Annotated in this window: 24 protein-coding genes, 1 tRNA gene and 2 pseudogenes; 12 read left to right on the top strand and 15 right to left on the bottom strand. The window is 37.6% G+C overall.

Annotated elements, in window-relative coordinates; translation table 11 throughout:
- Window positions 1-113 precede the first annotated feature (113 nt).
- Window positions 114-782 carry a crotonase/enoyl-CoA hydratase family protein gene (locus QZ562_RS06035; protein ID WP_293758088.1) on the top strand — a complete coding sequence of 223 codons (669 nt, stop codon included), beginning with the start codon at window positions 114-116 and terminating at the stop codon, window positions 780-782.
- Window positions 783-953: 171 nt separating this feature from the next.
- Here the strand turns inward: QZ562_RS06035 and QZ562_RS06030 are convergent, their stop codons facing one another.
- The 5 genes from QZ562_RS06030 to QZ562_RS06010 all read right to left on the bottom strand — a co-directional run bounded on the left by QZ562_RS06030 (window position 954) and on the right by QZ562_RS06010 (window position 9,472).
- Window positions 954-3,419, bottom strand: a complete 2,466-nt coding sequence (locus tag QZ562_RS06030; RefSeq protein ID WP_293758085.1) for an ATP-binding protein — start codon at window positions 3,417-3,419, stop codon at window positions 954-956.
- A 918-nt stretch (window positions 3,420-4,337) separates the two neighbouring features.
- Window positions 4,338-4,673, bottom strand: coding sequence for a YdbL family protein (locus tag QZ562_RS06025; protein ID WP_293758082.1), 336 nt, complete (start codon window positions 4,671-4,673; stop codon window positions 4,338-4,340).
- 20 nt (window positions 4,674-4,693) lie between these two features.
- On the bottom strand, window positions 4,694-4,870 hold the full coding sequence (locus tag QZ562_RS06020; protein WP_293758114.1) for a YnbE family lipoprotein: 177 nt from the start codon (window positions 4,868-4,870) through the stop codon (window positions 4,694-4,696).
- 2 nt (window positions 4,871-4,872) lie between these two features.
- The gene (locus QZ562_RS06015) at window positions 4,873-7,407 is read right to left on the bottom strand and encodes a YdbH domain-containing protein (protein ID WP_293758080.1); all 2,535 of its coding nucleotides are present in this window, start codon (window positions 7,405-7,407) and stop codon (window positions 4,873-4,875) included.
- A gap of 1,594 nt (window positions 7,408-9,001) precedes the next feature.
- Entirely contained in the window at window positions 9,002-9,472 is a 471-nt protein-coding gene (locus QZ562_RS06010) for an FKBP-type peptidyl-prolyl cis-trans isomerase (protein ID WP_293758078.1), read from the bottom strand.
- A gap of 210 nt (window positions 9,473-9,682) precedes the next feature.
- Here QZ562_RS06010 and QZ562_RS06005 point away from each other — a divergent pair, with 210 nt between their 5' ends.
- Complete coding sequence (locus tag QZ562_RS06005) at window positions 9,683-10,555, top strand: SMP-30/gluconolactonase/LRE family protein (protein ID WP_293758076.1); 873 nt, start codon at window positions 9,683-9,685, stop codon at window positions 10,553-10,555.
- A 448-nt stretch (window positions 10,556-11,003) separates the two neighbouring features.
- The gene (locus QZ562_RS06000) at window positions 11,004-12,311 is read left to right on the top strand and encodes a cystathionine gamma-synthase family protein (protein ID WP_293758111.1); all 1,308 of its coding nucleotides are present in this window, start codon (window positions 11,004-11,006) and stop codon (window positions 12,309-12,311) included.
- 275 nt (window positions 12,312-12,586) lie between these two features.
- Here QZ562_RS06000 and QZ562_RS05995 read toward each other — a convergent pair whose 3' ends face one another.
- From QZ562_RS05995 to QZ562_RS05985, 3 genes are all read right to left on the bottom strand, one after another.
- Window positions 12,587-13,582, bottom strand: coding sequence for an L-threonylcarbamoyladenylate synthase (locus QZ562_RS05995; protein WP_293758073.1), 996 nt, complete (start codon window positions 13,580-13,582; stop codon window positions 12,587-12,589).
- A 9-nt stretch (window positions 13,583-13,591) separates the two neighbouring features.
- Window positions 13,592-14,398, bottom strand: coding sequence for a DUF6671 family protein (locus QZ562_RS05990; protein ID WP_293758071.1), 807 nt, complete (start codon window positions 14,396-14,398; stop codon window positions 13,592-13,594).
- Between the two features lie 513 nt (window positions 14,399-14,911).
- Window positions 14,912-15,244, bottom strand: coding sequence for a hypothetical protein (locus QZ562_RS05985; RefSeq protein ID WP_293758069.1), 333 nt, complete (start codon window positions 15,242-15,244; stop codon window positions 14,912-14,914).
- A gap of 387 nt (window positions 15,245-15,631) precedes the next feature.
- On the opposite strand from QZ562_RS05985, the pseudogene QZ562_RS05980 reads away from it, so the two are divergent.
- Window positions 15,632-15,751, top strand: a pseudogene (locus QZ562_RS05980) (IS6 family transposase); the annotation flags it as partial.
- A gap of 337 nt (window positions 15,752-16,088) precedes the next feature.
- On the opposite strand, the gene QZ562_RS05975 reads toward QZ562_RS05980, so the two are convergent.
- The 6 genes from QZ562_RS05975 to QZ562_RS05950 all read right to left on the bottom strand — a co-directional run bounded on the left by QZ562_RS05975 (window position 16,089) and on the right by QZ562_RS05950 (window position 18,366).
- A complete protein-coding gene (locus QZ562_RS05975) occupies window positions 16,089-16,625 on the bottom strand; it encodes a hypothetical protein (protein WP_293758066.1) in 537 nt (178 codons plus the stop codon).
- A gap of 279 nt (window positions 16,626-16,904) precedes the next feature.
- Window positions 16,905-16,981, bottom strand: a tRNA-Ile gene (locus tag QZ562_RS05970).
- A gap of 94 nt (window positions 16,982-17,075) precedes the next feature.
- A complete protein-coding gene (locus QZ562_RS05965) occupies window positions 17,076-17,423 on the bottom strand; it encodes a hypothetical protein (RefSeq protein ID WP_293758064.1) in 348 nt (115 codons plus the stop codon).
- Between the two features lie 63 nt (window positions 17,424-17,486).
- Window positions 17,487-17,618 carry a hypothetical protein gene (locus QZ562_RS05960; RefSeq protein WP_293758061.1) on the bottom strand — a complete coding sequence of 44 codons (132 nt, stop codon included), beginning with the start codon at window positions 17,616-17,618 and terminating at the stop codon, window positions 17,487-17,489.
- A gap of 373 nt (window positions 17,619-17,991) precedes the next feature.
- On the bottom strand, window positions 17,992-18,171 hold the full coding sequence (locus QZ562_RS05955; RefSeq protein WP_293758051.1) for a hypothetical protein: 180 nt from the start codon (window positions 18,169-18,171) through the stop codon (window positions 17,992-17,994).
- A gap of 72 nt (window positions 18,172-18,243) precedes the next feature.
- Window positions 18,244-18,366: a hypothetical protein gene (locus QZ562_RS05950; RefSeq protein WP_293758049.1), complete on the bottom strand. Its 123-nt coding sequence runs from the start codon at window positions 18,364-18,366 to the stop codon at window positions 18,244-18,246.
- On the opposite strand from QZ562_RS05950, the gene QZ562_RS05945 reads away from it, so the two are divergent.
- From QZ562_RS05945 to QZ562_RS05920, 6 genes are all read left to right on the top strand, one after another.
- Window positions 18,344-19,267: an MbnP family copper-binding protein gene (locus QZ562_RS05945; protein WP_363315326.1), complete on the top strand. Its 924-nt coding sequence runs from the start codon at window positions 18,344-18,346 to the stop codon at window positions 19,265-19,267. The genes QZ562_RS05950 and QZ562_RS05945 overlap by 23 nt on opposite strands.
- A 2-nt stretch (window positions 19,268-19,269) precedes the next feature.
- Window positions 19,270-20,355, top strand: coding sequence for a methanobactin export MATE transporter MbnM (locus tag QZ562_RS05940; RefSeq protein WP_293758045.1), 1,086 nt, complete (start codon window positions 19,270-19,272; stop codon window positions 20,353-20,355).
- 106 nt (window positions 20,356-20,461) lie between these two features.
- The gene (locus QZ562_RS05935; RefSeq protein WP_293758042.1) at window positions 20,462-20,791 is read left to right on the top strand and encodes a hypothetical protein; all 330 of its coding nucleotides are present in this window, start codon (window positions 20,462-20,464) and stop codon (window positions 20,789-20,791) included.
- 294 nt (window positions 20,792-21,085) lie between these two features.
- Window positions 21,086-21,400, top strand: a complete 315-nt coding sequence (locus QZ562_RS05930) for a DUF3718 domain-containing protein (protein ID WP_293758039.1) — start codon at window positions 21,086-21,088, stop codon at window positions 21,398-21,400.
- 1,202 nt (window positions 21,401-22,602) lie between these two features.
- Window positions 22,603-23,748 (top strand): histidine kinase, encoded by a 1,146-nt coding sequence (locus QZ562_RS05925; protein ID WP_293758036.1) that lies wholly within the window; start codon window positions 22,603-22,605, stop codon window positions 23,746-23,748.
- Window positions 23,745-24,584, top strand: coding sequence for a LytTR family DNA-binding domain-containing protein (locus QZ562_RS05920; RefSeq protein ID WP_293758034.1), 840 nt, complete (start codon window positions 23,745-23,747; stop codon window positions 24,582-24,584). Before QZ562_RS05925 ends, QZ562_RS05920 begins: the two co-directional genes overlap by 4 nt.
- Here QZ562_RS05920 and QZ562_RS05915 read toward each other — a convergent pair.
- Entirely contained in the window at window positions 24,581-24,706 is a 126-nt protein-coding gene (locus QZ562_RS05915) for a hypothetical protein (RefSeq protein ID WP_293758032.1), read from the bottom strand. The two genes, QZ562_RS05920 and QZ562_RS05915, sit on opposite strands and share 4 nt — an antisense overlap.
- A gap of 62 nt (window positions 24,707-24,768) precedes the next feature.
- On the opposite strand from QZ562_RS05915, the gene QZ562_RS05910 reads away from it, so the two are divergent.
- Window positions 24,769-25,341 (top strand): hypothetical protein, encoded by a 573-nt coding sequence (locus QZ562_RS05910; protein ID WP_293758030.1) that lies wholly within the window; start codon window positions 24,769-24,771, stop codon window positions 25,339-25,341.
- Between the two features lie 172 nt (window positions 25,342-25,513).
- Window positions 25,514-25,744 (top strand): annotated as a pseudogene (locus tag QZ562_RS05905) (glutathione synthase); the annotation flags it as partial.

Raw genomic sequence — 25,744 nt, 5'->3', positions numbered from 1 at the left:
TGACCCTAATTGTTTTATTTGATAGTAGTTAACAGGCCAACCTTTTATGCTAAAAAACAGGTAGAATTGGTCCAATGTAAAATTTTAAATATAGTTTAGGAAAGTAAAATATTATGAAATATGAACTACTTGAGAACGGAATCGCCAAAATCTCACTAGACAATGGGAAAGCTAATGCGGTGTCTTTTGACCTTGCCCAAGAATTCATGGTCAACCTAGACCGAGCCAAAATTGAGAGCCGAGGGGTTCTGATTTGTGGCCATGTAGGTATATTCTCTGCAGGTTTCGACCTAAAGGTTATGGCAACTGGCCCAGAGGCAGCTCAAAAAATGGTTTCAAAAGGTATGCTTTTACTGGAACAAATTTATTCTCACCCGCACCCAGTAGTTGCTGCATGTGAAGGACATGCAATAGGTATGGGAGTGTTTCTTTTATTGGTATCTGATTATCGTATTGGTGCATTGGGTGAATTTGTTCTCAAACTACCTGAAACTGCTATAGATATGCCCTTCAATTCAACATTGAGAATACTTGCCAAAACTCATGTAGACCCTCTACATCATTCGCGTGCTATTATTCAGTCTCATGGTTACTCGCCATTGGAAGCAGCGAAAATTGGTATGCTGGATGAAGCTGTTGAATCAGGTCTCGTTCAAGAAAAGGCTTTAGCAAAGTTGATGGAACTTTGTGACCTTCCGAGTGGACGTTATGAAGAAAATAAGTTATTTGTGCGAGCTGAAGAGATCCAAGCTATTTATGGGTCTTTGCACGCGGATAATTAAAGTCCTGCACAAGGAACATTAAGAAGATACACGTTGTTACTGAATCAAATATTTAAAATAAAAATGTGTGAACTTTTGCTTATAAGAAGGGCTTGCACTGAGTGCATAAACCATTTGGCTGTATCATTGTTGTGGCAGAGGTAAAATGTGAGGTTTGTTCCCAAATTCAGGTTAAAAAGACCTCATCCATTTCTTTAAAATTTTAAACAACAGCTCTTCCATAATTGGCTTACTAAGAAAGTCATCCATGCCTGCCTCTTCACACTTTTTGCGGTTTTCTTCGAAGGCATCCGCTGTAAGTGCGACGATAGGAGTTCTCATTTTGTGTGATTGTATGGTTCTGATTGCTATTGTTGCTTCATAACCGTCCATTATTGGCATCTCGCAATCCATGAGTATTAGGTCGAACGTATTTTTCTGTAATTGATGCAGTGCATCTTGTCCGTTTTCAGCATTCGACACCGTGAGCCCAAAACCTTCGAGCATGTGTTGGGCAATAATACGGTTAATATCACTGTCGTCTACTATCAATATATGGCCTATTAACTTGACTTCAGTTGTTGCTTCTCGGTCTTCGTTGTCGTAAACAATTAATTCTTTTTTGTGGTTGCTTTCATCACGCTTAAGATTCAGTGAAACTGTAAATGTTGATCCGATTTGCGGCTTGCTTTGAGCACTAATACTTCCGTTCATCAGTTCGATTATTTGTTTGCTTATAGCCAGCCCTAATCCTGTTCCTCCAAATTTTCGCGTTGTTGATTCGTCGGCTTGTTTAAATGAATCGAATAGTGTTTCTAAAACATCAGGTTCAATACCAATACCACTGTCCTTGACTTTTATCTCAAGCCCTACTTCTGTAGGCGTGGATGTTGTGCTATTGATTTGGATAGTAACCGTACCCTGCTCGGTAAATTTGATCGCATTATTTATTAGATTGAGTAAAACCTGATTCAGACGAATAGAGTCACCAATAAAAAACCTATTTAAATTTGCATCATATTCTAAAGATAGTATTACTGACTTTTGATTGGCCTGAGCACGATAAAGCGATAAGACTCCCTGGGTTAAATCCTCCAGATTGAATGATATTTCCTCTAATGTCATTTTACCGGCTTCGATTTTAGATAAGTCGAGAATGTCATTAATAATATTCAGTAGCAACGCACCAGAGTCATCGATTATTTTGAGATAGTTTTTCTGAAGTTGTGTCAGCCTTGTTTTCCCCAAAAGCTGAACAACGCCAAGGATGCCATTCATTGGTGTACGTATTTCATGACTCATTTTTGCTAAGAACTTCGACTTTGCTTGAGTTGCGCTTTCAGCACGATTAACTGAGGCTAACAAGCGTTCAGTTTCGTTAAATGCATCGGTGTATCTCATCATGAGTAGAAGCGATTGAGAACAAATGAATACGATGTATCCGACGTCTGAGCTAAAGAAAAAATAGTAGTCGATTAGACCTTGTTGATAAGCTATTTCGCTTATAAGAGCCAAAAGGAGAAAGATACTACCAGCCAAGAATGTGACAGACCCTTGTGTCTTTTTCAAAACGGCTAAAATGAGTATACAAATTGAGTATATGCCAAAAATAACAGTAAGAATTCGAAATGCAGGAATGAACTGGGTAAATATATTGACAGGAAAAACAACCGCCGTAATCGAGAGCAAGATACAGATAACAACGTAACTACTTAACAAAGATTTAGAATATAACCGTGGAAATAACATGTGGATGTATGCCACAAAAAAAAGAGCAATCATATAAAAGCTTAGATAATCTATTTGAATCAATAGATCCCAATCTATGCCAGGGAAAATAGAGGGTAAATAAAGCTCGCCTGTTAACAGAGAGCGAAATGCTACCAACATGCAACAAATTGAGAACATGAGTGACGCTCTTTCTTCCCTTCTATATAAATAGAGACCTAAATAATATATGCCCATGATGAAAATAGCGCCGCATAAAAATAGGTCAATAGAAAGAGCGTTTTCTCTTATTTTTTTTATCTGCTGCTCTAGACCTATTTCGATAGGGTTCCAAGCGCCCCCTTCTCTATGATAGAAATTAGCCACCTGTAAGATGATTTCTAGTGAGTCAGTATCAGATTGATAGCTTACTGTTATAGGCAGGTATTGAGGTGTCATTGTCTCGCGTGTCGCTGTTACCACACCATTAGATGCAATCAGCTCGCCGTTGACAAATAAGTTGTAAGATCCGCTCATCCAACTGGTTCTAAACATCAGTTTTTTGTGCGGAACGTTGTTAATAACCTCTAGGTGGTATGTGGCATAACCATCGCCTTTAAGTGCTTCACCATTAACTTTATATCCGTTCCATGAACTGGGTAATTTTATGAAGTTCTGTTCTTTGGATGTACTTAAGGAAGGGAACTCGTTGGGTGCCAACAACTGTTTCCAATGAAACCCCCATTCACCTTTAAGTTTTATAACACCATCTTTTTCAAAGTTCCAATGTGAAAGGTCAAGCACGCCTTGTCGAGCAACGGGTGGAGATTTGAGTTTTGATGTATCGTCACAAGATGATAGGTACAAGCATGCGAAGACAAAAAATAGATATTTTAGAAGAGTAAGGGGTGTTAAAGGCTTTTTTATCAAAAAAATATAATTTTTACTCACCAATAAATACCCTATTTAAAATCTAAGTTTACGCATCGCCAAACAAATTGTTACGCCGTCATCACTCAATTTTTGACCCGACTTCACCCATGTAAGATACTGTTTACTTCCCTTTAAGTCACACAAAAATTCAATAGCAAGATTACAGGAGTCATAACGCTCTATGTCTCATACAATAGACTTGGATTGATTAGATACCAATTTTACATAACTAAAAACTGATAATGGATAAGTTGCATAGGGAATATCTGATAATCATTCACCGATAAGACAACTAATACACAACATACATTAAACTCAATCGTGTTTGACCGATTGAGAACACGAAGCTAATGAAATTGCGAGTATAAATTTCAAGGTGACATTAGCCACTTTACATATCAGTATCAATGTGAGGTATGTCTCTAAGCATTCTCTAGTATTTTGAAAGCTAACAAAAATGCACTCCAGAGATATTAGGATATTTGAATGGCCCATCACGTTAATCGATCTGTTATTGCGTGTTGTCCAAAGCTATGAAACGATGGTTTTTGTGTATGATAAACTCCTAAAACCAATGAAATGGTCAAGGCTTTGTAAAAATCCAACGTTTTTTGTATTCAATACATCAAAACTGACAAAGCGGTATCGTCCGAAAACATGACCCAAGCTCAGGCTGCTGCTTGTGATTTAACTAAACCACACGACGGCCATTTTGATGAACGTTCGGCACTAATTAAAACCAGCTATTTCGCTTATAAATTTGATTATATCAGGTGTTTATGGGGTTTGGATTGGGTATCGAAAATACCACTGGTATCAATTGGGTAATGGATTTAGATACTTAATATTAGATCCATCCCGGATAAGTATAAAACACAATCTCGTGAAAAATGAAACGAGACTGTGTTCTTTAATTTTATTGATTTCAACTCACCCTTACTTTTTAGTCCACTGCCCGTTCTTCCAGAGATAATGACCAGGACTGGTTTTTTCATAAGCTTTTACAGCGGCTAACTTTTCTACTTGCTGTAAGGTGATACCGTTTTCCGCAGCTAGTTTGGCATATACTGATTTGCGTTTATTATTAATGTCATCCACTAATATTTGCATTTCTTTTTGAGTATTGCTTTGAACTATAACCACGCCTAAGTAGCCGTTGTCTTTTTCACCCACCAGACCTTGTTGTTTAGCGTTATCCAAACCTAATGCAAAAACAATATTGCTGTAAAGAAGGCTGACGATAATAGCGGCTTTAAAAATTATTTTTTTCATGAAGTTATTCCTTAATTGGCTTAAAACAAACTACTGTCGTCACTGAATACATCATCAAGTTCTTTATCAACTTTTATCCGAATTTCATGGTCAATTTTCACATTGATATTGATTGTAATTGGCTCCTTGGTTTCAACTTGTACTGTGTGTGTACAAGCACTTAGAAACCCTGTCGCTATAAGCACCAAACCTGTCATTTTCACTTTTTATCACCTTGGGTTATTTTCTGTTCAATTTTATTTTCTACTGACTTCACTAATCTTATCGACTCTAATAAAGCAAATATATTTTCTTGATGACTATAATTAAAATTTACGTTTTGCTTTTTATCAGGATTTTTACCGTGCAAGGCTAAATCAAGAAACACCCAGCCATCGGGAGTAAACTTCACACTGCTTTTGAGCTGTGTGAAGTCAAAATTTTCTAATAAGGCTAATTCAGGCTGTTGATCCTTAATGGAGTCAAAGGATGGATTATTTATGATGCTCAACTTGCCTCCTGTTAAGCTCGATACTTGTCCATTATCCATCCTTACTCCTTGTTTACCCATAATAAATGGCATGTTGCCATCAATATCTCCAGTGATGTTGATACCGGGTTGTTCTTGTAGTCCTACAACACGAGATAAATCAATATTTTGGATTTCGATGTTAAACTGTTGCTCCCGATCGTCTAGCCATAAGTCATCCAACAAAAACTGACCATTAAATATCTCACCTTGAACTTGTTCCAGACGAAAACGGCTGTCTTGTGCAATAACGTTTGCGTCAAGTTGTCGAATCATCACTCCGGCATCAATCAAATCGATGTGAAGAGTAGCTCTGGCTAACTGAAGTCCAGCTGAATCAAACTCAAGTGGGGTTTGGTAAGATAAGTTTTTAAACGTGTAGTTTTGATATTTTGCAGATAAATATTGAAAGTCTGCTTTGCCTTTTGCTACAAACTGTTCGCTATCTTGGGGCAAAAACAATTCAATATTAGCTGAAAAGTTACCTTCCTCAAAAAGTAGTGTATTTTCTAACTGCGAAATTATTCTTTGTAAACTTATAATATCTTGTTGCTTTACTTGTATTTTTACTTCGGCTTGTTGTTGCGTTAGCTCTATCAAAAAGGCGTTTTCTAACACAACTTTATGTTGACTGGATAGGGTCATATTTACCAAGCTTGCCTTACCTATATGGCTCGCATTAATCGGTAAAAAGTCAATGTTTTTTGCGGATGATGCTGTGACAGTCGAGTTTCCGTTAAAACTCAATGTTTTAAGCCCCTTAATGTTTAGATCCATGTGATTGGCAATTCTTTGGACGTTGACTTCAGGGAATGTCAATTTAAAAAATTGGTTATCTGCACTCAATTGTAAGTCATTAAAACTGGCGCCTGAAAAATAAAAGTCACTGGTCATTTGTTCAATATTTACAACGCCAATTTGTATAGCGGAGCTATTCACCGTTCCTTTTATTTCAAGTTGTTTGCCCCTAGAATTATAGAAAGAAAATTCACTGCTTAAGTCACTAATAAGCAATGAGTCTGTTTTTAAGTTTTCTATAACTAGTTGGCTGTTATCATTGATGATTTTAAAACTCATTGGCAGTGCTAAAGACTGCGCAGAAAGAATAGTGGAAAGTGTGCCTTGTGCTTGTAAATCAAACATATCTGCTACTATTTTTTTTATTTTAATGGGCTGTTTAAATGAAATATTGTAGCCAACTTCAAGTTCACCTGTTGCTTTATAATTAACTTCGTTAAGGATGATACTTCGATGTATATTGACTTTGTCTACAATTTTTAACTTAGGCAAGTTAATGTGCGTTTTGTCTATTGTTATCTTTTGCGGAAAGGTAAGTGACAACTGAGGCAAATCATCTGGTGCAAAATAATCTTGTAATAATGAGCAGTTGACCACTGAAATGTTGTTAGACAGTTGGGTTAAGTCCAAACTGATTTCAAGATCATCAACGTTTACAGCAACAAATATATTGCCCTTAATGGCAGTATCAATAGAGCAGGTTGAAACATGAAAGTTGCTGACTATATCTAAGTTGTTACTTACTTTAAGCATCTGTCCATCAAAAGTTAAACGGGTGTTTATTTCGGTTTCATCAAAGGCTAGTTCCTTTAATAATTCAGTGTTTTCTTGGAATAATGCTTGTGCTTGCGGTATCCACCTTGTGAGATCAGACATTCTCCAAGTTATATTACCCACTAAATTATCTGAGAATATTTTGACGGTAGCATCCACATCACCAGTAAACTCCAACTCGTTGCTTGAAATTGTGCTTACACCAAAACTCAAGGGTTGTAACAATTTAAAAGAGTTTATTTCAAAACTTGAAATGTGTAGTTTTGGTAACGAACCAGGTAAATTCAAGCCGTTTTTTTGTTGCTCAATTGATGTTTCATTACCTTCTTTGTTACCTGCAGCGTCCTGTTTACGGTGCTTAACTTTTACCCGTTCGATAATGAGAGCATTAGACCAGAGTTGCCAAGTTGCATTGTTGACTTCTGCAGTACCAAAAGGAGAGGTGATGCATGCTTGTTTAAGGTTGAGACTAAGTCGCCAATTGAATGAAAAATCTAGACAGCTAACAGATATGTCGTAGGGTTTAGTCAAGTGTTCAATGCTTTTGATAGCGATAGGGCGTCGAAATAAAAATATTACAGACACCACAATAAAAAGTAACAAAAATGCAGTCATTTTTTTAGTTAGGTATTTTCCCCAAAACGAATGTGTCATTGATTTCCTGAGGTTGTTTAGATAGTCACTGCCCTTCAGACTATGTTAGTAATTAATAGCTTAAACAACTCCACGGCTTGGTAATATAAGTTACCGATATGAAATTGTTGATCAGTTAAAGCTGTATTATCTTGATGTTTGTAAACCATCGATGTTGATTGCTAATTCGTCATGACCATTATATTTATACTCCTTGTTTTAATGTTCAGGTCTTCCAGTGCCTTTTGTCTGCGGTTTGCCAATAAAAATATTATTTCCCAGTCTTAATTGAGAAATTAAGCTTCACTTTTCGCTCCATTAGTAGCCCCAAGTAGTCGCTCCAATATCTGCATCGAAATCGAGACGATTTTTAGTATTAGTAGAGGTGCCAGTGATTATGATGCATTTTAGCTCGCGTTATAGTCCAATAAAAACATCATCACAACGGGAGCCATAATCATTATGAATGATGATAATTACTCAAATCATCTATCGAGCTTGTTGAGTTTGTTTGATCAGAGGCTTAGCTCATTGAAATTATATTGTACTTAAATTTGCCCGTGACAATTTAATTTCTTTTATCAATGTAATGAGAAACAACAAGCAATTCAACGTTACACGTAAGTTAGGTCGATTTTTGTGGAAACACTATTTTACCCGGCAGTAGTTGTCTTGAATTGAGCATCAATAGCAAAAAACGACAGAACGAGCAAACTAGCTGATAATTCATTTCAAATTGAGGGTGAAAAACCATTATATTTGCTGAGATATAAAATACATTTTGACTCAATTTAATCAGCCGAAAAATGTGATGAAAATACTTGTTTTTGTCTTAATATCGTAGGTTACGCTTGCAGGATAATATTAGTGAAAATGTTTATACCCATCGTAAATTTAAATAATCAAATGACATTTTAGTTACCTTGGCATTCTTATTTCTAGAGATATTTATTAGCTTAATGTTTGAGTTTTGTTTGTGTTTTATTTAACAAACATGGGTCGTTTCTCAAAGTTTTCTAGGCCTACGATAACCCGCTTTTCCAAAGAACGTGTACGATTTCTAATCTTCGCTGATACAGTCATTTTTACCAATTGTCTTATTGATACAATTTAGTTAATAGTCGTTGTGGCAAAAAATAAATTATTAGTAGCCGCCGATATTTTTGGCGAAACAAGCTTTCAGTACTTGGACAATAACTAATAACCAATAAACTAGATGGATGTAAAAAGACAACATCATCTGTACATTTGATAACGCTGCAGCCCTTTAGATCTAGTTCATAATTATGAACAGTTAACGCCCGATGGCTTAACTCTTATGACTTACTATTAAGGTGAGTGACGAAGTGATTTTGGTGTTCTTTAAAAGCACCAGTCCTAGGTTAGAGTAGAAACAAGATGGCTTTCAAAAAACATATTAGGAAATGATTATGGATAAAGTAATAAAGTAATAAAGTAATAAAGTAATAAAGTAATAAAGTAATCAGATAGATTATGATCTAACTAGCTAAATAAAAATGATGAGTGTTTTAAGCTGTGAGTTCGACAGATGAGCCCTGTATTTAGGTGATGACTAAGAAGACACTCAGCCATCACGTTAACGTGTATCAACAAACTATTGGATTTCTAAAAGTTCGACTTCAAAAATGAGTAAAGAACCCGGCGTTATTTTTCCCGTTGCTCTATTGCCATAAGCTAATTCAGATGGAATGAAAAATTTAAATTTATCACCAACAACCATCAATTGAACACCTTCTGTCCACCCTTTTATCACTTGATTTAAAGAAAAACTGATGGGTTTATTCCGCTCTACCGAGCTATCAAAGACAGTGCCATCAATCAACAAGCCATGATAATGAACTTTTACTGTTGTAGTAGCGACGGGATGTTCACTTCCCTGGCCTTTTTGTAATACTTGATACTGCAAACCAGATGCCGTTTCCACTACTTCTTCATTCACTTTGTTTGTTGCTAAAAAATCTTTTCCTATATTAATATTTTCTAGCGCTGCCTCTTTATCATTTGAATTTTTAGTGAAGTAAAATATTGCTAATGCAATAACTACCGCTAAAACAATATATTTCATAACTCGTCCTATTAATGTTTTTAATGACGTATTCTAACACTCGATTCTTTTGGCGATAAAATTAAATTTTGTGTGAAGACAATTTTATTTTTTATCGAAGTATCCTACCGGTTGGTTCAACTAACTGTAAATCTTCAAAATCGATGTTTGTTGAGGACAGCAGAAACATCGTTTATTGTTACTGTACTGTATTAAAAAATAAGAACACTGATGACACAATCAACCACCTTAATCGACGGACTTTATTTTGGCGAAAGCCCCCGCTGGCACAATGGCCGTCTTTGGTATAGCGATTTTTATGACAAAGCAGTCAAATCGGTTGACTTAGAGGGTAATACTAGGCTGGAAGTACAATTGGATGAACAGCCCTCTGGTCTGGGTTGGCTCCCAGATGGAAGTTTGCTAGTGGTATGTATGGAGTCACTCACTTTAAAACGTCTTGAAAAAAACAGCTTAGTTTTACACGCCGACTTATCTGAACATTCAAAATATCTGTGTAACGATATGGTGGTGGATAAGCAAGGTAATGCTTATGTGGGTAACTTTGGTTTTAATCTTGACGCCGAGATGCAAACACGTGGCGTAGAAGCTGTGATGACTGATCACCCAAAAGCTAATCTTGTGAAAGTGACACCTCAAGGAGACGTGAGTGTTGCGGCCAGCGGTATGAGTTTTCCTAATGGTTGCGTTATCACACCCGACGGCAAAACATTTATTGTCGCTGAAACACTGGGCCTGTGTTTAACCGCGTTTGACATTGGTGAAAATGGTGAATTAAAGAATCGGAGAATATGGGCTGCCACTGGCACACGAGTCCCCGATGGAATATGCATGAACGCTGATGGTCATATTTGGGTCGCCAATGCAGCCGGTCATGAATGTGCTCTTATAGCTCAAGGTGGTGACGTATTAGAGATCGTTAACACCAGTCAAAACTGTTATGCGTGTATGTTAGGTGCAGATGATGGAAAAACTTTATTTATGCTGACAGCGCAGAGCTCACAAGCAGGAGAGGCAGCAGCAAGTAGAACTGGAAAAATTGAGTTGTCTAAAGTGACATCGACCGGAGCAGGTTACCCTTAAATTTCTTGTGCCATATTTAGTATAATAGAACTATAGATTATCTATTTAATTTAAATTGAGAAGAAACTGAGTTTATATGATGGATGGTTTAGCGCTTATATCAGAAGTATCTGATGTGTTTATTGAGCTTTACGAAGTTAAACCGATTGACATATGTATTTGAAACCATTTTGTACAAAGCTTGGAAATGTTATTTTATGCTCATAAAACTAATGATGTAACGTCAACGTAACGCTAATAATGTGAGTCAATTTGTGAGGTATTGTTTTGTAACTATGATTTTTTTGTCAGAATACGCCTGCTTTAAAATGATATGTCACAACTTCGTTAATATATTCAAAAGCTTTGTTGGATTGGCTTATGAAATGCGGAATGACAATTAATAATGTTTAAGGCAAAACCAAACAACAATGCCCAAACAAAAAAATTAACAAGAGAAAAACAGACAATGGTTAATGACGGAAACTATAAAAAAAGAAAAATTGGAAATCACGCGCTTAAGCCTGAAACAATGATGATGTCCTACGGTTATGATCCACAACTATCTGAAGGCTCTGTCAAACCGCCTGTCTTTCTGACTTCCACATTTGCTTACCAAACACCGGAGGAAGGTGAAGAGTTTTTTCACATTATGGCCGGCCGTAAGCCCGCACCAGAGGGTAATGTTGGTGGCCTTATCTACAGCCGCTTCAATCATCCCAACGTCGAAATAATTGAAGACCGACTGTCACTGTTCGAAGGCTCAGAGCGCTCCGTGGTTTGCTCAAGTGGTATGGGCGCCATCAGCGCTATACTGTTGGCTTATTTGCGGCCCGGTGATGTGATTGTCCAAAGTGCGCCTTTATATGGCGGCACTGAAACCCTTATCCGCAAATTCCTACCCGAATTTAACATTCAAACTGGTGAATTTCATGACGGTTTGGACGAAACAGGTATGCTTGCTTCATTGCGTGATGCTGGCAAAAAAGGCCGTGTGGCGATGGTTTTCATTGAATCACCAGCCAACCCAACCAATTCTCTTGTGGATTTTGAAGCGTTAAACCGCGTGTTAGACATCATCAAATTGGAAACCGGCCACCGTCCAATCAGTGTCTGCGATAACACTCTTATGGGACCTGTTTTTCAACAAGCTGTGCCCCAAGGCATAGACATGGCTATGTACTCATTGACCAAATACGTGGGTGGTCACAGTGACCTTGTTGCAGGTGCTGTCTGCGGAAGTGTTGAAATGCTTCGCCCAGTTCGTGCTACACGAGGTATTCTGGGTCTTAACCTCGACCCACATACAAGTTGGATGATTTCTCGCTCACTCGAAACGTTAAGTATCCGTATGCAACGTTCTGCTGCTAGTGGACATAAAGTGGCACAGTGGATTGCTGATAATTCTTATATTTCTGCAAAGATTCTGCATCCTGACTTCATCGCGGATGAAGCTTATCAAACTGTTTATAAACGCCAGTGTTCAGGGCCAAGCTCAACATTTTCTTTTGTACTTGATGTGTCAAAATCAGACGCCTTCCGCTTGATTAATAACCTGTCTATTTTCAAGTCTGCTGTCAGCCTAGGTGGTAGTGAGAGTCTTGTGTGTCATCCGGGTAGTACAACACACTCTGGTGTGTCAGCTGATTTACGTGAGAAATTTGGTGTAACCGACGGCCTTATTCGTCTTTCAATTGGTCTTGAACATCCAGATGATCTTATTGCCGATCTTGATAACGCTTTTTGTGCCACATTCAAGGATGCTAAATCTGCGTAAAATATGACCATTGGATCCTTGATGAAACATCACGTTACGAAAAGGTATCCTGACTTGCTAAAGCGGCGATGTGAACAAGTCACAAAGGCTAGTGGCGTTCAATCGTCACTGGTCGTTAACAATCAAGATAATAAGTTTTATTCTATTATAATTACTTGTTAGTTCTAAGATTGTAGGCTGTTATAAAACATCTGTATCGCGAAGAGAACCTGACCAGACGAGCCTAATGCAGAATTATTTTATCGTGAAGATTGCGCAGGTTTATGACATTTACATCAGGCTGAAGCTCGAGACACTCTATCGTTTACAGCAGCCCATGCATCAGATTGTGGCGGTTTTTCAATAATAATTTGGCTAGGAAATGTCTGATCAACTCGGTATAACGTCACATATAAATCACGTCCAAAGAGAGCCGCATCGTTTTCCAAATTAGACCATTTTGATACTGGAAAATTAACTTTTTTACATCGTTCAATAATCGTATCTGACCATACAATCAAGTGACAATTTTTTTGTAAAAGGCTATCTATTTTTTCCAACAACTGCGCAGAAGATAAAATACGTAGAGGAGTGCTCGGTTGATAATGCGCTTCAATATTCCCCGGCACTGCTTCAGCATGGTTTTTTGGAGTATCAACACTATGACCCATAGCGGTTTCTAGTTGCTGTTGAGTCACGGGTCCAGCACGAAGCACTCGTGGCTTTTCACTGACTAAATCAAGAATAGTAGATTCTAATCCATGTTGACACGGGCCACCTTCCAAAACAGCGGCAATACGACCACCTAGCCCTTGCATAACTTGCTCCGCAATGGTCGGGCTTAGCTGTTTATATCGATTCGCGGAAGGTGCTGCAAGCCCTATATTTAGTTTAGTTAATACTTCTAAAAATAAAGGATGTGCTGGTACTCGCAAGGCAATGGTATCTAATCCACCGGTGACTTCATAATGAACATGGTCAGCTTTTTGGAGCAGTATTGAAAGCGGTCCTGGCCAAAATAGTGTTGCCAAGTCATAGGCAATATTAGGGATTGTTTTTGCCCAGTTTTCAAGGTGTGATACATCGGGTATATGGACTATCAGTGGGTGGTTTTTTGGTCGGCCTTTAGCCTCAAAAATCTTATTGACTGCGATGATATCTGATGCGTCAGCGGCAAGGCCATAAACTGTTTCTGTTGGCAACGCCACAGCTTCGCCTTTTTGTAAAAGCTCCATTGCTTGTGTCACACTATTTTCACCGCTCAATAAAGAAGTTTGGTAATTTTGACTCATGTTATCTACTCAAGGATTACAAAATTGACAATGAGTCGGGTCGGCGCCTTTTTGTTGCACGACTTCATCATTACGATAGCCACAACCATCACAAACACGTGTCCATGCTTTTGCTTGTTCTGTTGGAAGGGTGCACAAAGTGCAGGGTAAACCGGGTTGCTTTTCTTTTATGACAAAGTTAAATGCCTGACATTGTGGGCAGGTTTCTGACAGCCGACGAACTAAATCTTCAGCCGCTTTTGCAATCATCTGTTGTCGTTCAGGACAGTTCATAGCGCGTAAGTCAGGCTCGATTGTTAATTTTTGAGAAGAAGATACAAACTGTTCTAATCTGTTTAATAGCTGCTCGGCAGAAAGACCTTTTTGAATATATTTTTGTAAACCTTTCTCATATCGTAAAATCCAAAGTTGCTTAGGAAGTAACAGTAGTTTTTGTTTTAATGGCACTTTGCCATTAAGAGTCAATTCTTGCACAGATGTTGGGCCTGCTGCATGGGCATAAATGGTAACACCAGTTGATGCTTGATAAAGGCACAATAGTTCATCGTTCCAGTTAATCATGCCCGGAGCGGGTCCACCGCCAAAACTTCCTTCGCTTCCCAATCCCCAATCTGTATTCGTGAGTTCACAAGCCTTTTTTGCTTTGGTTAATGCAGCGTCCATGGGAGACAATATGCGTGCAACTTCACCAGAAAATGTACCTAGAGTATCGGTATCGAACATGTTGGACTCAAACACCTCGTAGCCCAGCTTAGCTAGATAGGGAGCTATCCAAGTTGCTTTTTCATGTTTTGTAATTAACGCTACTCGTTGCATTGAAGGAAATCCCTGACGTTTTGAGGACTATTTGGCCATAATTACTTGAATTTCGTACTACATTCAAGTTAAATTTTTAAGCATACAATAACTTGCAGAACATCGTGCTTAAGCTTTTTACTTAATGGTTAAATGCTAATGTGCTTAAATAAACCTAAGCTACTTTTGCTACACCATTTATTTAAAATACATGTATCCAAAACGACAAATTTTATATTTTTCGGTCATAATATCTAACTATTTGAAAAGTGGGTACGGTCAAATTTATCAATAGGCGCTTCTTTTTCGAAGACAAAACCATTAAACAATTACAATTAACCATTAAATTTATTGTTCGGTGTTGGATATTGGTTTTTATATAAAACAACACTTCTTGAATGCAGAAAACTTGTTTATACAGGGTTTTCAGGCGATTAACTCAGTGCAAGTGATAAAAAAATACACTTTATAAAGTATAGATAATATATAGTGTTAGGAGATTAAAGACATATGAAAACACAAATATTTTGAACGTTAGAGCAAAACAGGTTTTTGGTTCAATGAGCCACTATTAAATTTAAACGTTGGCAGTTTAAGAGCATAACCAAAGCCAGCTAGCCACACATCTTTGTGAACATTACTCTCGAAACCAGGCATGTCATTGATACTGACATGGTGTAAGCAGTCTTCATAACCTAGGTGAAACACTCGATATATAACAGCCATTGTTTGTGTTGCATTAGCCAAACTCAGGCCCTCTAATTGGGCGTAAAGGTGTGTTGCGTAGTCACGCTCTTTGGCTAAAATAGCTTTATAAATTTCATCAAGAGTAAGATGAATATGTTTTGGAACCACGAGACTAGACATTTGATACCTCCATTTACAATGTAACAATAATGCACATCACTGTAATTATATACAGTATTTAATTTTAATCAATCTGCTTCCTTGTTCATTCTTATTCGATAGATTAATTGATGCTTATTTTATTCCTAAACTTACATCGCTTTTTAATGAATTCTAATAACTTTATACTGTTCAATATTTAGAGCAATAAGCTGAACTGAGCGAAGTTAACCTCTTTCTAGGTTTATTCTCTGAATCGTGATCATTTAAGACTCTTATGGATCATTGAGCTTCATATCACGGGAAATTTTGCCATTACGCCATTAAACAATCGTCTTAAAAACTAATCTGAGTATGGACAACTGGACTGATTAACAAGCTAACACAGAGACATGCGATAATATGGGCATGCAAAATACCAATATTTATGCCAGATATCGCTATCCACCCCAAATAATGAGTCACGCTGTGTGGCTTTATCATAGATTTACACTTAGCTTTCGTGACATCGAAAAATTGCTGTCAGCATGAGGCATAACCGTCAGTTACGAAACTGTCAGAAATCTTTTACTACTTGCTTCTGTGCATCCAGCCCTAAACTTGAGCGATCCTCTTTGTGTGCTCACTCGAAAGTAAGCGACATATCTTGGTTTCAATGAAATATTCATTAGAATTTTTCTTTGGTTTAGTTAGCAAAAGCAATCAGCAGACGCAACTATGCCTACAATTGAAAGTTGCATATCACTAAAGGGACCTTTTGTATGATGTGAAACGCCGATTTAAGACGCTATGAGGGGGGTTACTTAGAGGGTTACTTCGGGGTGGATTTACTGGCGGTTTTAGAACTGTTGGCTTTGAGTTTACTTTAGTTTTCTGCACGCACTTTTATTTTAGCGGCATCACGCTTGGCCACTACATCATGCAGACTGACCTTGTCCTTAATCAGAGTCTGCATACTGCTTTCAAAGGCTTTTATGTCACCCATATCATGTAAGCGCTTAGAGTCTTTAAATGGTACGAGTATGTTTTCAGCCTTCAGTGCCGCAGCAAGGAATCCGGCGTTGTTGGCACTTTGTGATTTATAAAGTGAAGTGAATATCCGAGCGTTGAAGCTTGTGTCAGGTGTAGGGCGTTTTTCAATGGTGGTTACAATGTCATCGAGGGCTACCCATTCGTTTGAGAAGAGGCCTCCGGTGTCATTATCTGTGATGCGTAGATGTAGCGTTTTCTCGGAGGTGTCGTAGCCAATGTTGTAGGTCAATGTGTGGTCATCGGGCAGAGTGACTTTGCCGCAGGTTGAGATTTTAAGTATGTTGATGGCAGGTGCAGTGTGGGTTGCTGTATTAGGGTTAGTCATGGGTGGTTCCTCTAAGGGGTATGAACAGCGATCGTGCTTATTCATATAAGATACCTATAGGGCCGCAAAGGGTAGGAAGCACCCTGTTATCGTGGATGTTCCTTTAATTGTCTTTTTCCGCCAAAACCACCCTGAGAGCTCCACAGTTGCACCCTCCAACAAACTTTCGCTGGCCAAGTGCGTCGGTGTTGGCCAGCAGTGAAAATCACGCCGCGGTTGACTGAGTACAAATGTTCTGTAGGCGGGGTTTTTGCACCTAAAAGTGAGACCAGAAATCTATCAGTCGGCGGGTCTGGAGTAACTCGATGATTTGTAACAGGAAAATGGTGGCCCCTCCCTGACTCGAACAGGGGACCTGACGATTATGAGTCGTATGCTCTAACCAACTGAGCTAAGGGGCCAAATTTGTATAACGGATTGTTTTAAACTTACGATAAGCAGAAAACGACGCGCAGTATAAGCAGTTTTTTTTAAATTGTCATCTTACTTGTTGAGCTAATGTGTTCGAATGCTGGATTTTTCGACGATTACTCTTTGAAACTCTAAGCAAAATACGCTCAACAGTATTAACCTATTAACACTTCCTCCCCTAGAGTTGGTTAATTGATCGTCTTCGTTGGTGTTAGTGGCAATTACGTCGATGAAGATATTATCAAAACTAGTTAAGCCACAGTCATCATTAATAGTAAGCGATTTCGCATCGTTAGTGTCATCGTTTCGAGTACCGGAGGGGGCATTATAAGTCGTTCCTAATGTCACAGGATCAGATAATGAGCACGAGCGAAACGCACCGCTGTAATTGTTGGATTCTAAAAGATGTACCCTAGGCTCTTGACTGGTCAAAGCAATGTTTAGCCCGAGCTCCACATTATTGACGACTATGTTGTGAGTAGTGCTGTCTGTCGTTTAGCGTCTCACCAGTGAAACTCCACTTTCTAAATCGTTTAAGTCGATGATTGTCAAAGCTTCATTGGCCTCAGTGGTGGCATAAGCGTAGGTCTGCCATTTTAAAGTGGGCGTATCATAGTATTGATACACTTTTATGTCTCTCTAGCTCGAAGACAGACCAGAGATGCTGCCGATTATTTTTGGCGAAATAGGAGCATAATATTTAGCACAGATATGCCATTTCTGAGTCCTATGACGGCATATTATTTTTGAGTGTTAGGGTTTACATGACCCTAGATATCATTTGAAGTAGAAGGATTTTTAGGGACGTCAGATAATGGAATATGTGCCAGTAAAGATAGGTTATTACAAGCAAAACCATCTGAGCTGGCATCAATACATGGTGTATTAATTTGTTTTGTTGCATCAATTGTACTTGAGAAACATTCAAGCCCTTGGCTTGTAAACTTAGTTTCGTTAAGTTCTTTACTAATCCTTTTGTATCACGAACAACTTGAAAGCCTTATTGTGTTAGTTGCCCTTCATATTCAGCAGGCACACCTGAAATTGAGATTAAATAGGTATCGGAATTCTGCCCCTGATATTGTTCAAGTTGATTAAACCTACCTAACACGGGAAAAATTTGAATAGTGATATATAATAAATCTTGTTCAGATTCAATAACATATTGTCCCTGTGCCACTAGGATATTGTCTCCCTTATTAGCTTTTTGAGCTGCGTAAGTCACTGTTTTAATTGGTTTAAATCTATTATTTCATGAGCCCTGATTCTCTTCGTTGTTGGCAACAAATCGAGCTTTATCAATTCCTGCATGAGCCTGAACGCCTTGACTGTACCCCATTACCAGTATCATCATGGTAGCAATTAAATACTGCATGAAAGTAACCTATTACAATATGAATCTTGCTAACACTTTACCTTTTATAACTTATATATCAAATTTTTTGTGCTGTAATGGATCTAGAAAAACGCTTAGGTTTTTTTTATTCGTTTTTTTAATTCAACTTAACAGTAGTTGTTCTAGGTCAGGTGATGGGAAAGGTATAGACGTTGAAATTTGGCACAACGGTGGTCCATTAGATTGCAATATGTTTAAAAGTGCTCAACAGGTTTGGTCTATACAGCAGTTAGCTTTTTTTATAAGCAACGTTGAATTATCTAACAAAGATACTGAATATCACCCAAAATTGAGTTCAACACCTTGGCAAAATAATGATGTGGTATTGATCCAACCTAATTTGGATAACTGTGCTACAAAATCAGAAGGTGAAGATAAAGTGGTGCATGATGACCCCGTTGCTTCAGAACAACATAAAACCAATAATCGCCTACAATTTTTGGCTCCTGCTGATTTTGACTCATCCGAACAATTTTCTTTTACACTCGCTGTGCCTTTTGAGCTGAATCATCAAAACCCGCTGCTGCAACCTTCGCCACTAAATTTGCCAAGCATGTTTTGGTCGTGGCGGTCGGGACATAAGTTTTTTCGATTAGATATGCAAAGCCCTAACGGAAGCTGGGTATTTCATTTAGGCAGTGTTGGATGCAGCGCTGCCTCGACTATGCGTTCTCCTAAAAATGAATGTGTTCAACCCAATAGAGTCAGCTTTAATCTGGATAAAAAGCATGATGGAACAAAACTTGTTATGCATCTTGATAAGCTCATTGCCAATACTTCGATGCGAAACGATGACTCTTGTTTGTTTCACTCTGGCCAAGAAAATTGTAGTATTTTGATGTCAAATTTAAAAACTCAAAATGTGTTCGAATGGCACTAAATATGCCAGGTTCTCAATTTATAAAGATTAGTTTTTATTTTATCTTGAGTAGCTTTTTGTTAGCTTGCGAACCACCAACTTTTAACCAAAAAGAATATGATTGGAAAATACCTGAAGGTTTTCCAAAACCTCTAGTCCCCTCTGACAATCCTATGTCCACCGCCAAGGTTGCCTTGGGAAAAAGACTGTTTTTTGATGTAGGCTTGTCTTTCAATCAATCCATTTCTTGTGCAAGTTGTCATCAGCCACAATTTGCTTTTTCCGAACCTCAAAAAACTGCCATAGGCGCATCGGGTCAAAGGCACAGGCGCAATACCCAATCTTTAGTCAATGTGGCTTATAACAGCAATCTGACATGGGCACATTCAGGACTGAATCAAATTGAGCAACAAATTCTTATTCCTATGTTTTCTGAAAATCCGGTTGAGTTAGGTATTACTGGGCATGAAAGTAAAGTATTACAACGATTTAAAAATCAAAGTTATTCGAGGCTGTTCAAACATGCGTTTGATGATGGTGGTGTGGACTTTGACAAAATTGTTAAAGCACTTGCCAGTTATGTAAGAAGCTTAACTAGTTTTACTTCGCCATTTGATGAGTACGCCTATCAAAGTAATGATGCTGCTATTTCTGATGCTGCCAAGAGAGGTATGGAGTTATTTTTCTCAGAAAAACTTGCGTGTTTTCATTGTCATGGAGAATTCAATTTTACTCAGTCTAGCCAACATGAAAATCAGAGATTAGACTTACAACCCTTTCACAACACTGGTTTGTACAACATTGATAATAAAGGTGCCTATCCCGTCTATGACGAAGGATTGATTGAAGCCACCTTAGATCCCTATGATATGGGAAAATTTAGGGTACCTACTTTACGCAATGTAGAAGTGAGTGCGCCTTATATGCATGATGGTAGTTTTGCAACATTAGAAGAGGTCATAGAATTTTATGCAGCTGGTGGCAGAACACAGGGAATATCTAGCCCACTAAAAAGTCCTTTTTTAGTGGGCTTTGAGCTTAAGTCAGGACAAAAACAAGATTTAGTTATCTTTTTACAAAGTTTAACTGACCGTCAGTTTTTAAACTAAAAAGTAAATGAACCACTTGTGCCTCCTTGAGCACATAAAAACTTTGGTTTATTCTTAAAAAAATCGTAGACTTAGCGCATTAGAAGCATTTTTATTTGAGAATAAAATGACGGAAAAACCATTTTTAGTAAGTGGCAGCAACAAAATAATTCATAAAATACGAAAATTAGACTTACTTAATATTAACGGTGAGGATAACCCTAGCATTGTTGTTTCACATAAAGGTATAAAGGAATTTTTGCAGGAAGTTCCATATAACAAACGTGATGCAAAACAACTAGATTTGGAAATGGTGCAGTTGACTAGCTCTGAAGTATTTGGCGAAGAAAAAACATTGTTATTTGTGCAAACCATCAATGGTAAAGAATACAAGGTGGATTATAGTAAACACGGTACACCTCTGTTTATTAGGATCCATCAAGAAAACGCCTTTTAAGTCCGAGCTCCAATCTATATTAATAAACCCTGTTTTCAGGGTTTTTTTATACCTGTATAAATTTAGGACCATTATTTTTATATCTCTGATTAGGTCTCAGGCATCACAAAATAACTCTAAATGCGACTAACTAATGATTTATAACGGCAGTTTATCGCTGAATATTGTTAGTTGGTCGCTTAGTCGCATTTTGCCGTAATTAGCCTTTTTTAGACCACCTAAAGACATCTTGTCCACTACATTAAATATGAACTTGCAATCAAGCAGAATTTAACAGACACAAGGTGTGACATCATGAAAAAAATTATTATAGGTAGCATATTAACAGTAGGTATTTTTTTAGCTGGAAGTGCACAAGCTAATTATATGGAAAAAAACACTCAAGCAAATTTGGTTGAAATATGTGAGGCTATTAAAAGCGACAGTAAACTTAAAGTACACAATGCAATCAAAAGAAGTGGCATCAAAGCAAGAGTGATCAGTAAAGGCTTGGTATGTAACGGTCATGATCCAGTAACCTTCGCTATGATTAACAACGCACAAAAGACTGCAAAATTTATGGCACTTAAAAGTGGAGTTGATTACGTCGATTTACTAGCTAAGTTATAAAAGGTTCAAATGACTTTTCCAAAGTGAGTGTGTAAACCTGCATTGTTTTTGTTGTATCTTGGTTAAAGCATTCACTTATTTTCGAATTATTATTACCACATAACTGATTTCCTTTTGTCAGCCTCGTTTAAAAATCAATATGCCAATATTACTTAACATCGCTTCGAATTCACTGTAAGTAAAATTTGTCCCTAAGGTCGATTCCCAATTGAACTTTGGTTAGTGTCGTATCGTCGCCAAGTTTTATTTGCCGATAATCAATTATTTAGATCATAAATTAATATCAGGGAGTTTTAGACAAATAATTTTTTAAGAAAAATCTAAAGATATTTCTTGTAGCAATATCTTTTTGGTTAACCAAACCAGTATTCAGGCTTTATCATCGTGGAGTCTATTACTACATTATGATCTAAGCACTTTGACTAAGTTCATCCCATCACCTGAATGATTCATGGTATTTAGGTTTTAAATCGAACGGATGGACAGTCACAATTAATGTCGAAGTAGCGACCCGGTGAATGACTGTTTTTACTAGATTAAAACAGCATGTAATCTTTCCTGGATTAAATAAGGGGTGAAGCTACAAAGTGCAGCTCTTTATTTTTCTCAAAACAATTTGTTACAGCTTATCTCCATCTATCTTAGATCTCCGCAGTTGGTCTCATAAACATTAGCTGTTTGTCCCTTAGCTTGTATGTTTTGTAGGTGCTAATTCAAGAAAGGTTTTTGCTAAAACTATTAATTGCCGTTATGTGTTTTTAAACAAATTTAGTGGGCATGCGCTTCGAGTATTTGAGTAATGTTTTTATGAGGGGCCGAGAAGCAAAAAAGCAACTCGTCAAACAATACAAAATGTATCAGCAGTGAAATCGGTTGGTGCAGTTAAGTTTGTGAATGTAGAAATATTACCTAAAAAAAGTTCGGTCAATTATATGGAGCTGTATTGTTCAGACTGTGTGCTATTGCATACAGGAACGTTGTGTAAATTTGAAATGTATATTTACTCAAAGAAATTTATACGTGTTCATTCTTACGTGATAGTAATTATTGAGAAAACAAATTCAGTAAGCAACGAGCTAAGCCATTTTTAGTTGTTATGTTTATACCGCGGTGGAGAGGTAAAGACTGGTCAGAGTCAAAACTTCACTTTTTGAATTTTAATTTTGGATGCTTATTTTATGTACAATAAAGTAATTGTGTAGGTGAGAGATACAGCAGAAAGGTTCATCGCCAACCAAGACAAACCCTCGTTTGGTTTTTTGCATAGTTTAGGATGGATGTCCTATGTATTTATTTTTACAGCGGATAATGTGTTCTTTTATCGTGACATCAACAAACTTGGGATAGAGGTGTTTTTCCCTTTGGTATTATCGGGTGCATTCGCAGCACTTTTGACGTGGCCTTTAAGATATGTTTATCAGCGATGTTGGGGTTTGCCTTCTGGTTGGTTAATTATCACCATCGTATTTTTCAGTTTTTTAGTTGCCGTTATTTGGACCCCAGTTAAAAATATTGTGATTTGGTATTTTTATGAAGATTTTGATGTTTTATCCCTTATCGCTGGTAATCCCTCAGAAGATTTTAGATGGTATATGCTGCTTATGTCTTTGAGCTACGCATTTTTTATGATTTTTGTTTGGAGTACTCTGTACTTTGGCATTAACTATCACTTCCGTTTGATGCATGAGAAAAAGCTACACGAAGAAGCCGTTCGTCTGTCTCATATATCGCAAATTAAGATGTTGCGATATCAAATTAATCCACATTTTCTATTTAACACGTTGAATGCGATTTCAACTTTAGTGCTAAAAGGGAATAAGGAAAAGGCGAATGGCATGTTGACTCGATTAGCTACTTTTTTACGTTTTTCGTTAGACAATGATCCTGAAAAAAAGATCCGCCTATATATGGAGCTAAAAGCATTGATGTTGTATTTGGAAATTGAAAAAACACGCTTTGAGGACCGGCTAACAGTAAAGTTTAAAATTGAGCCACAAACTGAAGCGTTGCTTGTACCCAGTTTGTTATTGCAGCCCTTGGTTGAAAATTCCATTAAGTATGCGATTGCACAGATGCCTAACGGAGGATTAATAAAGATATCGGCTAAGTGTCAACGTGGATATTTACAAATGGAGGTGGCCGATAATGGGCCTGCCCAAAATCAACCATCTATAACGTTAAAACCCTTAATTGAAGGACAAACAGCATCGAGTCACACTGGCGTGGGGGTTCAGAATATTGTTGATAGGCTTAATGTTTTATATCCGAACAACCATGATTTTAAGGTTGTTCGTGGTATAAATGAAGGGTATTGCGTGCAAATCTCTATACCTATGGAATATTCATGAGTCGTCAACTAACTGTCATTATTGTGGATGATGAGGCCTTGGCTAGAGAAGGGTTAATGCTGAGATTGATTGCCGATACTAGGTTTGATGTAGTTGCGCAATGTCCGTCTGCTCTTTGTGCTTTAGATGCGATTGAGCAGTTCCGGCCTGACATTGCTTTCTTAGACATTGAAATGCCAGGATTAAGCGGTCTTGGATTAGCAGAACAATTATCGAAAAAACTGTCTCCTGTGCCTAAAGTAGTCTTTTTTACCGCCTTTAAAGAATTTGCTCTCAATGCTTTCGAGTTTTCTGCATTTGATTATTTACTTAAACCCTTTTCAGATGAAAGATTAGCCAGTTGTTTAAGCAAACTTGTTGAGTCTTTTTTTGATAGTGATGTAGTACAACAACACCTCAAACTGGACGAATTACTTAGCCGAAAAACGGGAAACTCTATTAATGGCTTTATCCGTAACTTAGAGGTGACGAGTGGCGGCTCAATGAGTGAGTTGCAGCAAACGGTTTCTATGAAAAGTGGCTCGGAGTGGATCAGGGTAAGGCTTGATGATATTTCTTGGATTGAGGCCGCAGGAGATTACATGTGTGTGCATACATTGGAAGGTACACATATTATACGTAAAACACTTAAACAATTTGAACAAGATCTCGACCCCAGTCTTTTTCAAAGGGTTAATCGATCAGCCATGATCAACCTTAGTAAATTGAACAGACTGACGCCCAATTCAAATGGGGAATACCTAGCACAATTGACATCTGGTGATAGCGTTAAGGTCAGCCGTAAATACAAATTCAAACTAGATGATTTAAGAAAAAATAGCGATTTTGAAGATTAATCACGAATGTTGAACAAAGTCTGTTTCAACAGCTCTATATTCGGCGCGAGTTCTATCTCTAACCCCCCAATTTGGCGAGAATAGCCGATACCTGGATTCACAAACCCCTCTGAATTAAACATTGCACAAGATGTGTCTTATTGTTGTGAGTGTGGATACCATTAAATCTAACAATTGAGTTACTTTGTTAGTTGAACACACCAGCATTGCCGGGGGCGACATTGGTATAGCCAAAGCCCAAATAGAAAAAATTAGGATAATTGACCCAAAAGTAAGACTGGAAGCCGAGATTAATTATGAACTTTCCCAAAATAATGATGTTTTAGTCATCAAGCTTTTACAGCAAACTAAACAAACTTATAACGATATTCCCGACTTTTTCTTTCAATCAGGTATGTTTCAACAACAAAATAAAAATTATCAAGTTGCCTCTGAAGAACTTTCAGAGGCTATCAGTAGAAATGCTGAGACTGATGTAAGCGTTCTTGCAAAATGTAATGCGTTGTACCAACTAGGTAGAACATCTGTTTTAGCTGAAAGTAATATTGATGCTGGCATAAGCGCTTTGAAGAAGTTTATTGATAAAGCACAAGACTTAGATGACTTAGCGCCTAAACCTTGGGCAGAATTTAGGTTAGCTAATCTAATGTCTCTAAATTCTCAGAAGTTAGAAGCTAAAACAATTTATTTACGTGTGGCAAAAACAGATAACAAAGAGTTGGCTAAACAAGCAAAAAAAGCAGCTGAGAGGATATAGGCCTATAAAATGACCTACGTTTCAACAATGTATTGGTTTAAATTCAAACTTTCGTGCTTTGATCTAAATACAGGCTTGAATTCTGCAGCAATTACCTCAAGATTATAAATATAAATCTATTCGTCTTTTAAACGTAAAATTAACGTTTAAATAATACCTCTGAGGTGCACTTTTGACCATAAAACTTGGCATAGTGATGGACCCTATTCAGGCCATCAACATCAAAAAAGATACCAGTTTTGCTATGTTGCTCGATGCGCAGAAACGTGGCTATGAATTGTTCTATATTGAAATGGGTGACTTGTATTTGCAAAATGGTAAACCCATGGCGCGAATGGCTAGTTTGTCCGTTGAGCCAAATGCTGACAAGTGGTTTACTTTAAGTGATGAGGTACATCAAAGC

Origin of the sequence: uncultured Paraglaciecola sp., assembly GCF_913058035.1 — a bacterium.
GTDB lineage: Bacteria > Pseudomonadota > Gammaproteobacteria > Enterobacterales > Alteromonadaceae > Paraglaciecola.
The sequence above is the reverse complement of the archived record's forward strand: the minus strand, read 5'-3'. Positions and strand labels throughout refer to the sequence as shown.

Excerpts from the sequence above, each read along its gene's own strand:
- QZ562_RS06010 (WP_293758078.1), bottom strand. The coding sequence starts at position 9,472 with ATGAAATATATTGTTTTAGCGGTAGTTATTGCATTAGCAATATTTTAC.
- QZ562_RS05940 (WP_293758045.1), top strand. The coding sequence starts at position 19,270 with ATGCCAGGTTCTCAATTTATAAAGATTAGTTTTTATTTTATCTTGAGT.
- QZ562_RS05935 (WP_293758042.1), top strand. The coding sequence starts at position 20,462 with ATGACGGAAAAACCATTTTTAGTAAGTGGCAGCAACAAAATAATTCAT.
- QZ562_RS06005 (WP_293758076.1), top strand. The coding sequence starts at position 9,683 with ATGACACAATCAACCACCTTAATCGACGGACTTTATTTTGGCGAAAGC.
- QZ562_RS05950 (WP_293758049.1), bottom strand. The coding sequence starts at position 18,366 with ATGCAGTATTTAATTGCTACCATGATGATACTGGTAATGGGGTACAGT.
- QZ562_RS06000 (WP_293758111.1), top strand. The coding sequence starts at position 11,004 with ATGGTTAATGACGGAAACTATAAAAAAAGAAAAATTGGAAATCACGCG.
- QZ562_RS05930 (WP_293758039.1), top strand. The coding sequence starts at position 21,086 with ATGAAAAAAATTATTATAGGTAGCATATTAACAGTAGGTATTTTTTTA.
- QZ562_RS06035 (WP_293758088.1), top strand. The coding sequence starts at position 114 with ATGAAATATGAACTACTTGAGAACGGAATCGCCAAAATCTCACTAGAC.
- QZ562_RS05985 (WP_293758069.1), bottom strand. The coding sequence starts at position 15,244 with ATGTCTAGTCTCGTGGTTCCAAAACATATTCATCTTACTCTTGATGAA.
- QZ562_RS05920 (WP_293758034.1), top strand. The coding sequence starts at position 23,745 with ATGAGTCGTCAACTAACTGTCATTATTGTGGATGATGAGGCCTTGGCT.
- QZ562_RS05995 (WP_293758073.1), bottom strand. The coding sequence starts at position 13,582 with ATGAGTCAAAATTACCAAACTTCTTTATTGAGCGGTGAAAATAGTGTG.
- QZ562_RS06020 (WP_293758114.1), bottom strand. The coding sequence starts at position 4,870 with ATGACAGGTTTGGTGCTTATAGCGACAGGGTTTCTAAGTGCTTGTACA.
- QZ562_RS06015 (WP_293758080.1), bottom strand. The coding sequence starts at position 7,407 with ATGACACATTCGTTTTGGGGAAAATACCTAACTAAAAAAATGACTGCA.
- QZ562_RS05915 (WP_293758032.1), bottom strand. The coding sequence starts at position 24,706 with ATGTTTAATTCAGAGGGGTTTGTGAATCCAGGTATCGGCTATTCTCGC.
- QZ562_RS05945 (WP_363315326.1), top strand. The coding sequence starts at position 18,344 with ATGGTAGCAATTAAATACTGCATGAAAGTAACCTATTACAATATGAAT.
- QZ562_RS05975 (WP_293758066.1), bottom strand. The coding sequence starts at position 16,625 with ATGAATAAGCACGATCGCTGTTCATACCCCTTAGAGGAACCACCCATG.
- QZ562_RS06025 (WP_293758082.1), bottom strand. The coding sequence starts at position 4,673 with ATGAAAAAAATAATTTTTAAAGCCGCTATTATCGTCAGCCTTCTTTAC.
- QZ562_RS05990 (WP_293758071.1), bottom strand. The coding sequence starts at position 14,398 with ATGCAACGAGTAGCGTTAATTACAAAACATGAAAAAGCAACTTGGATA.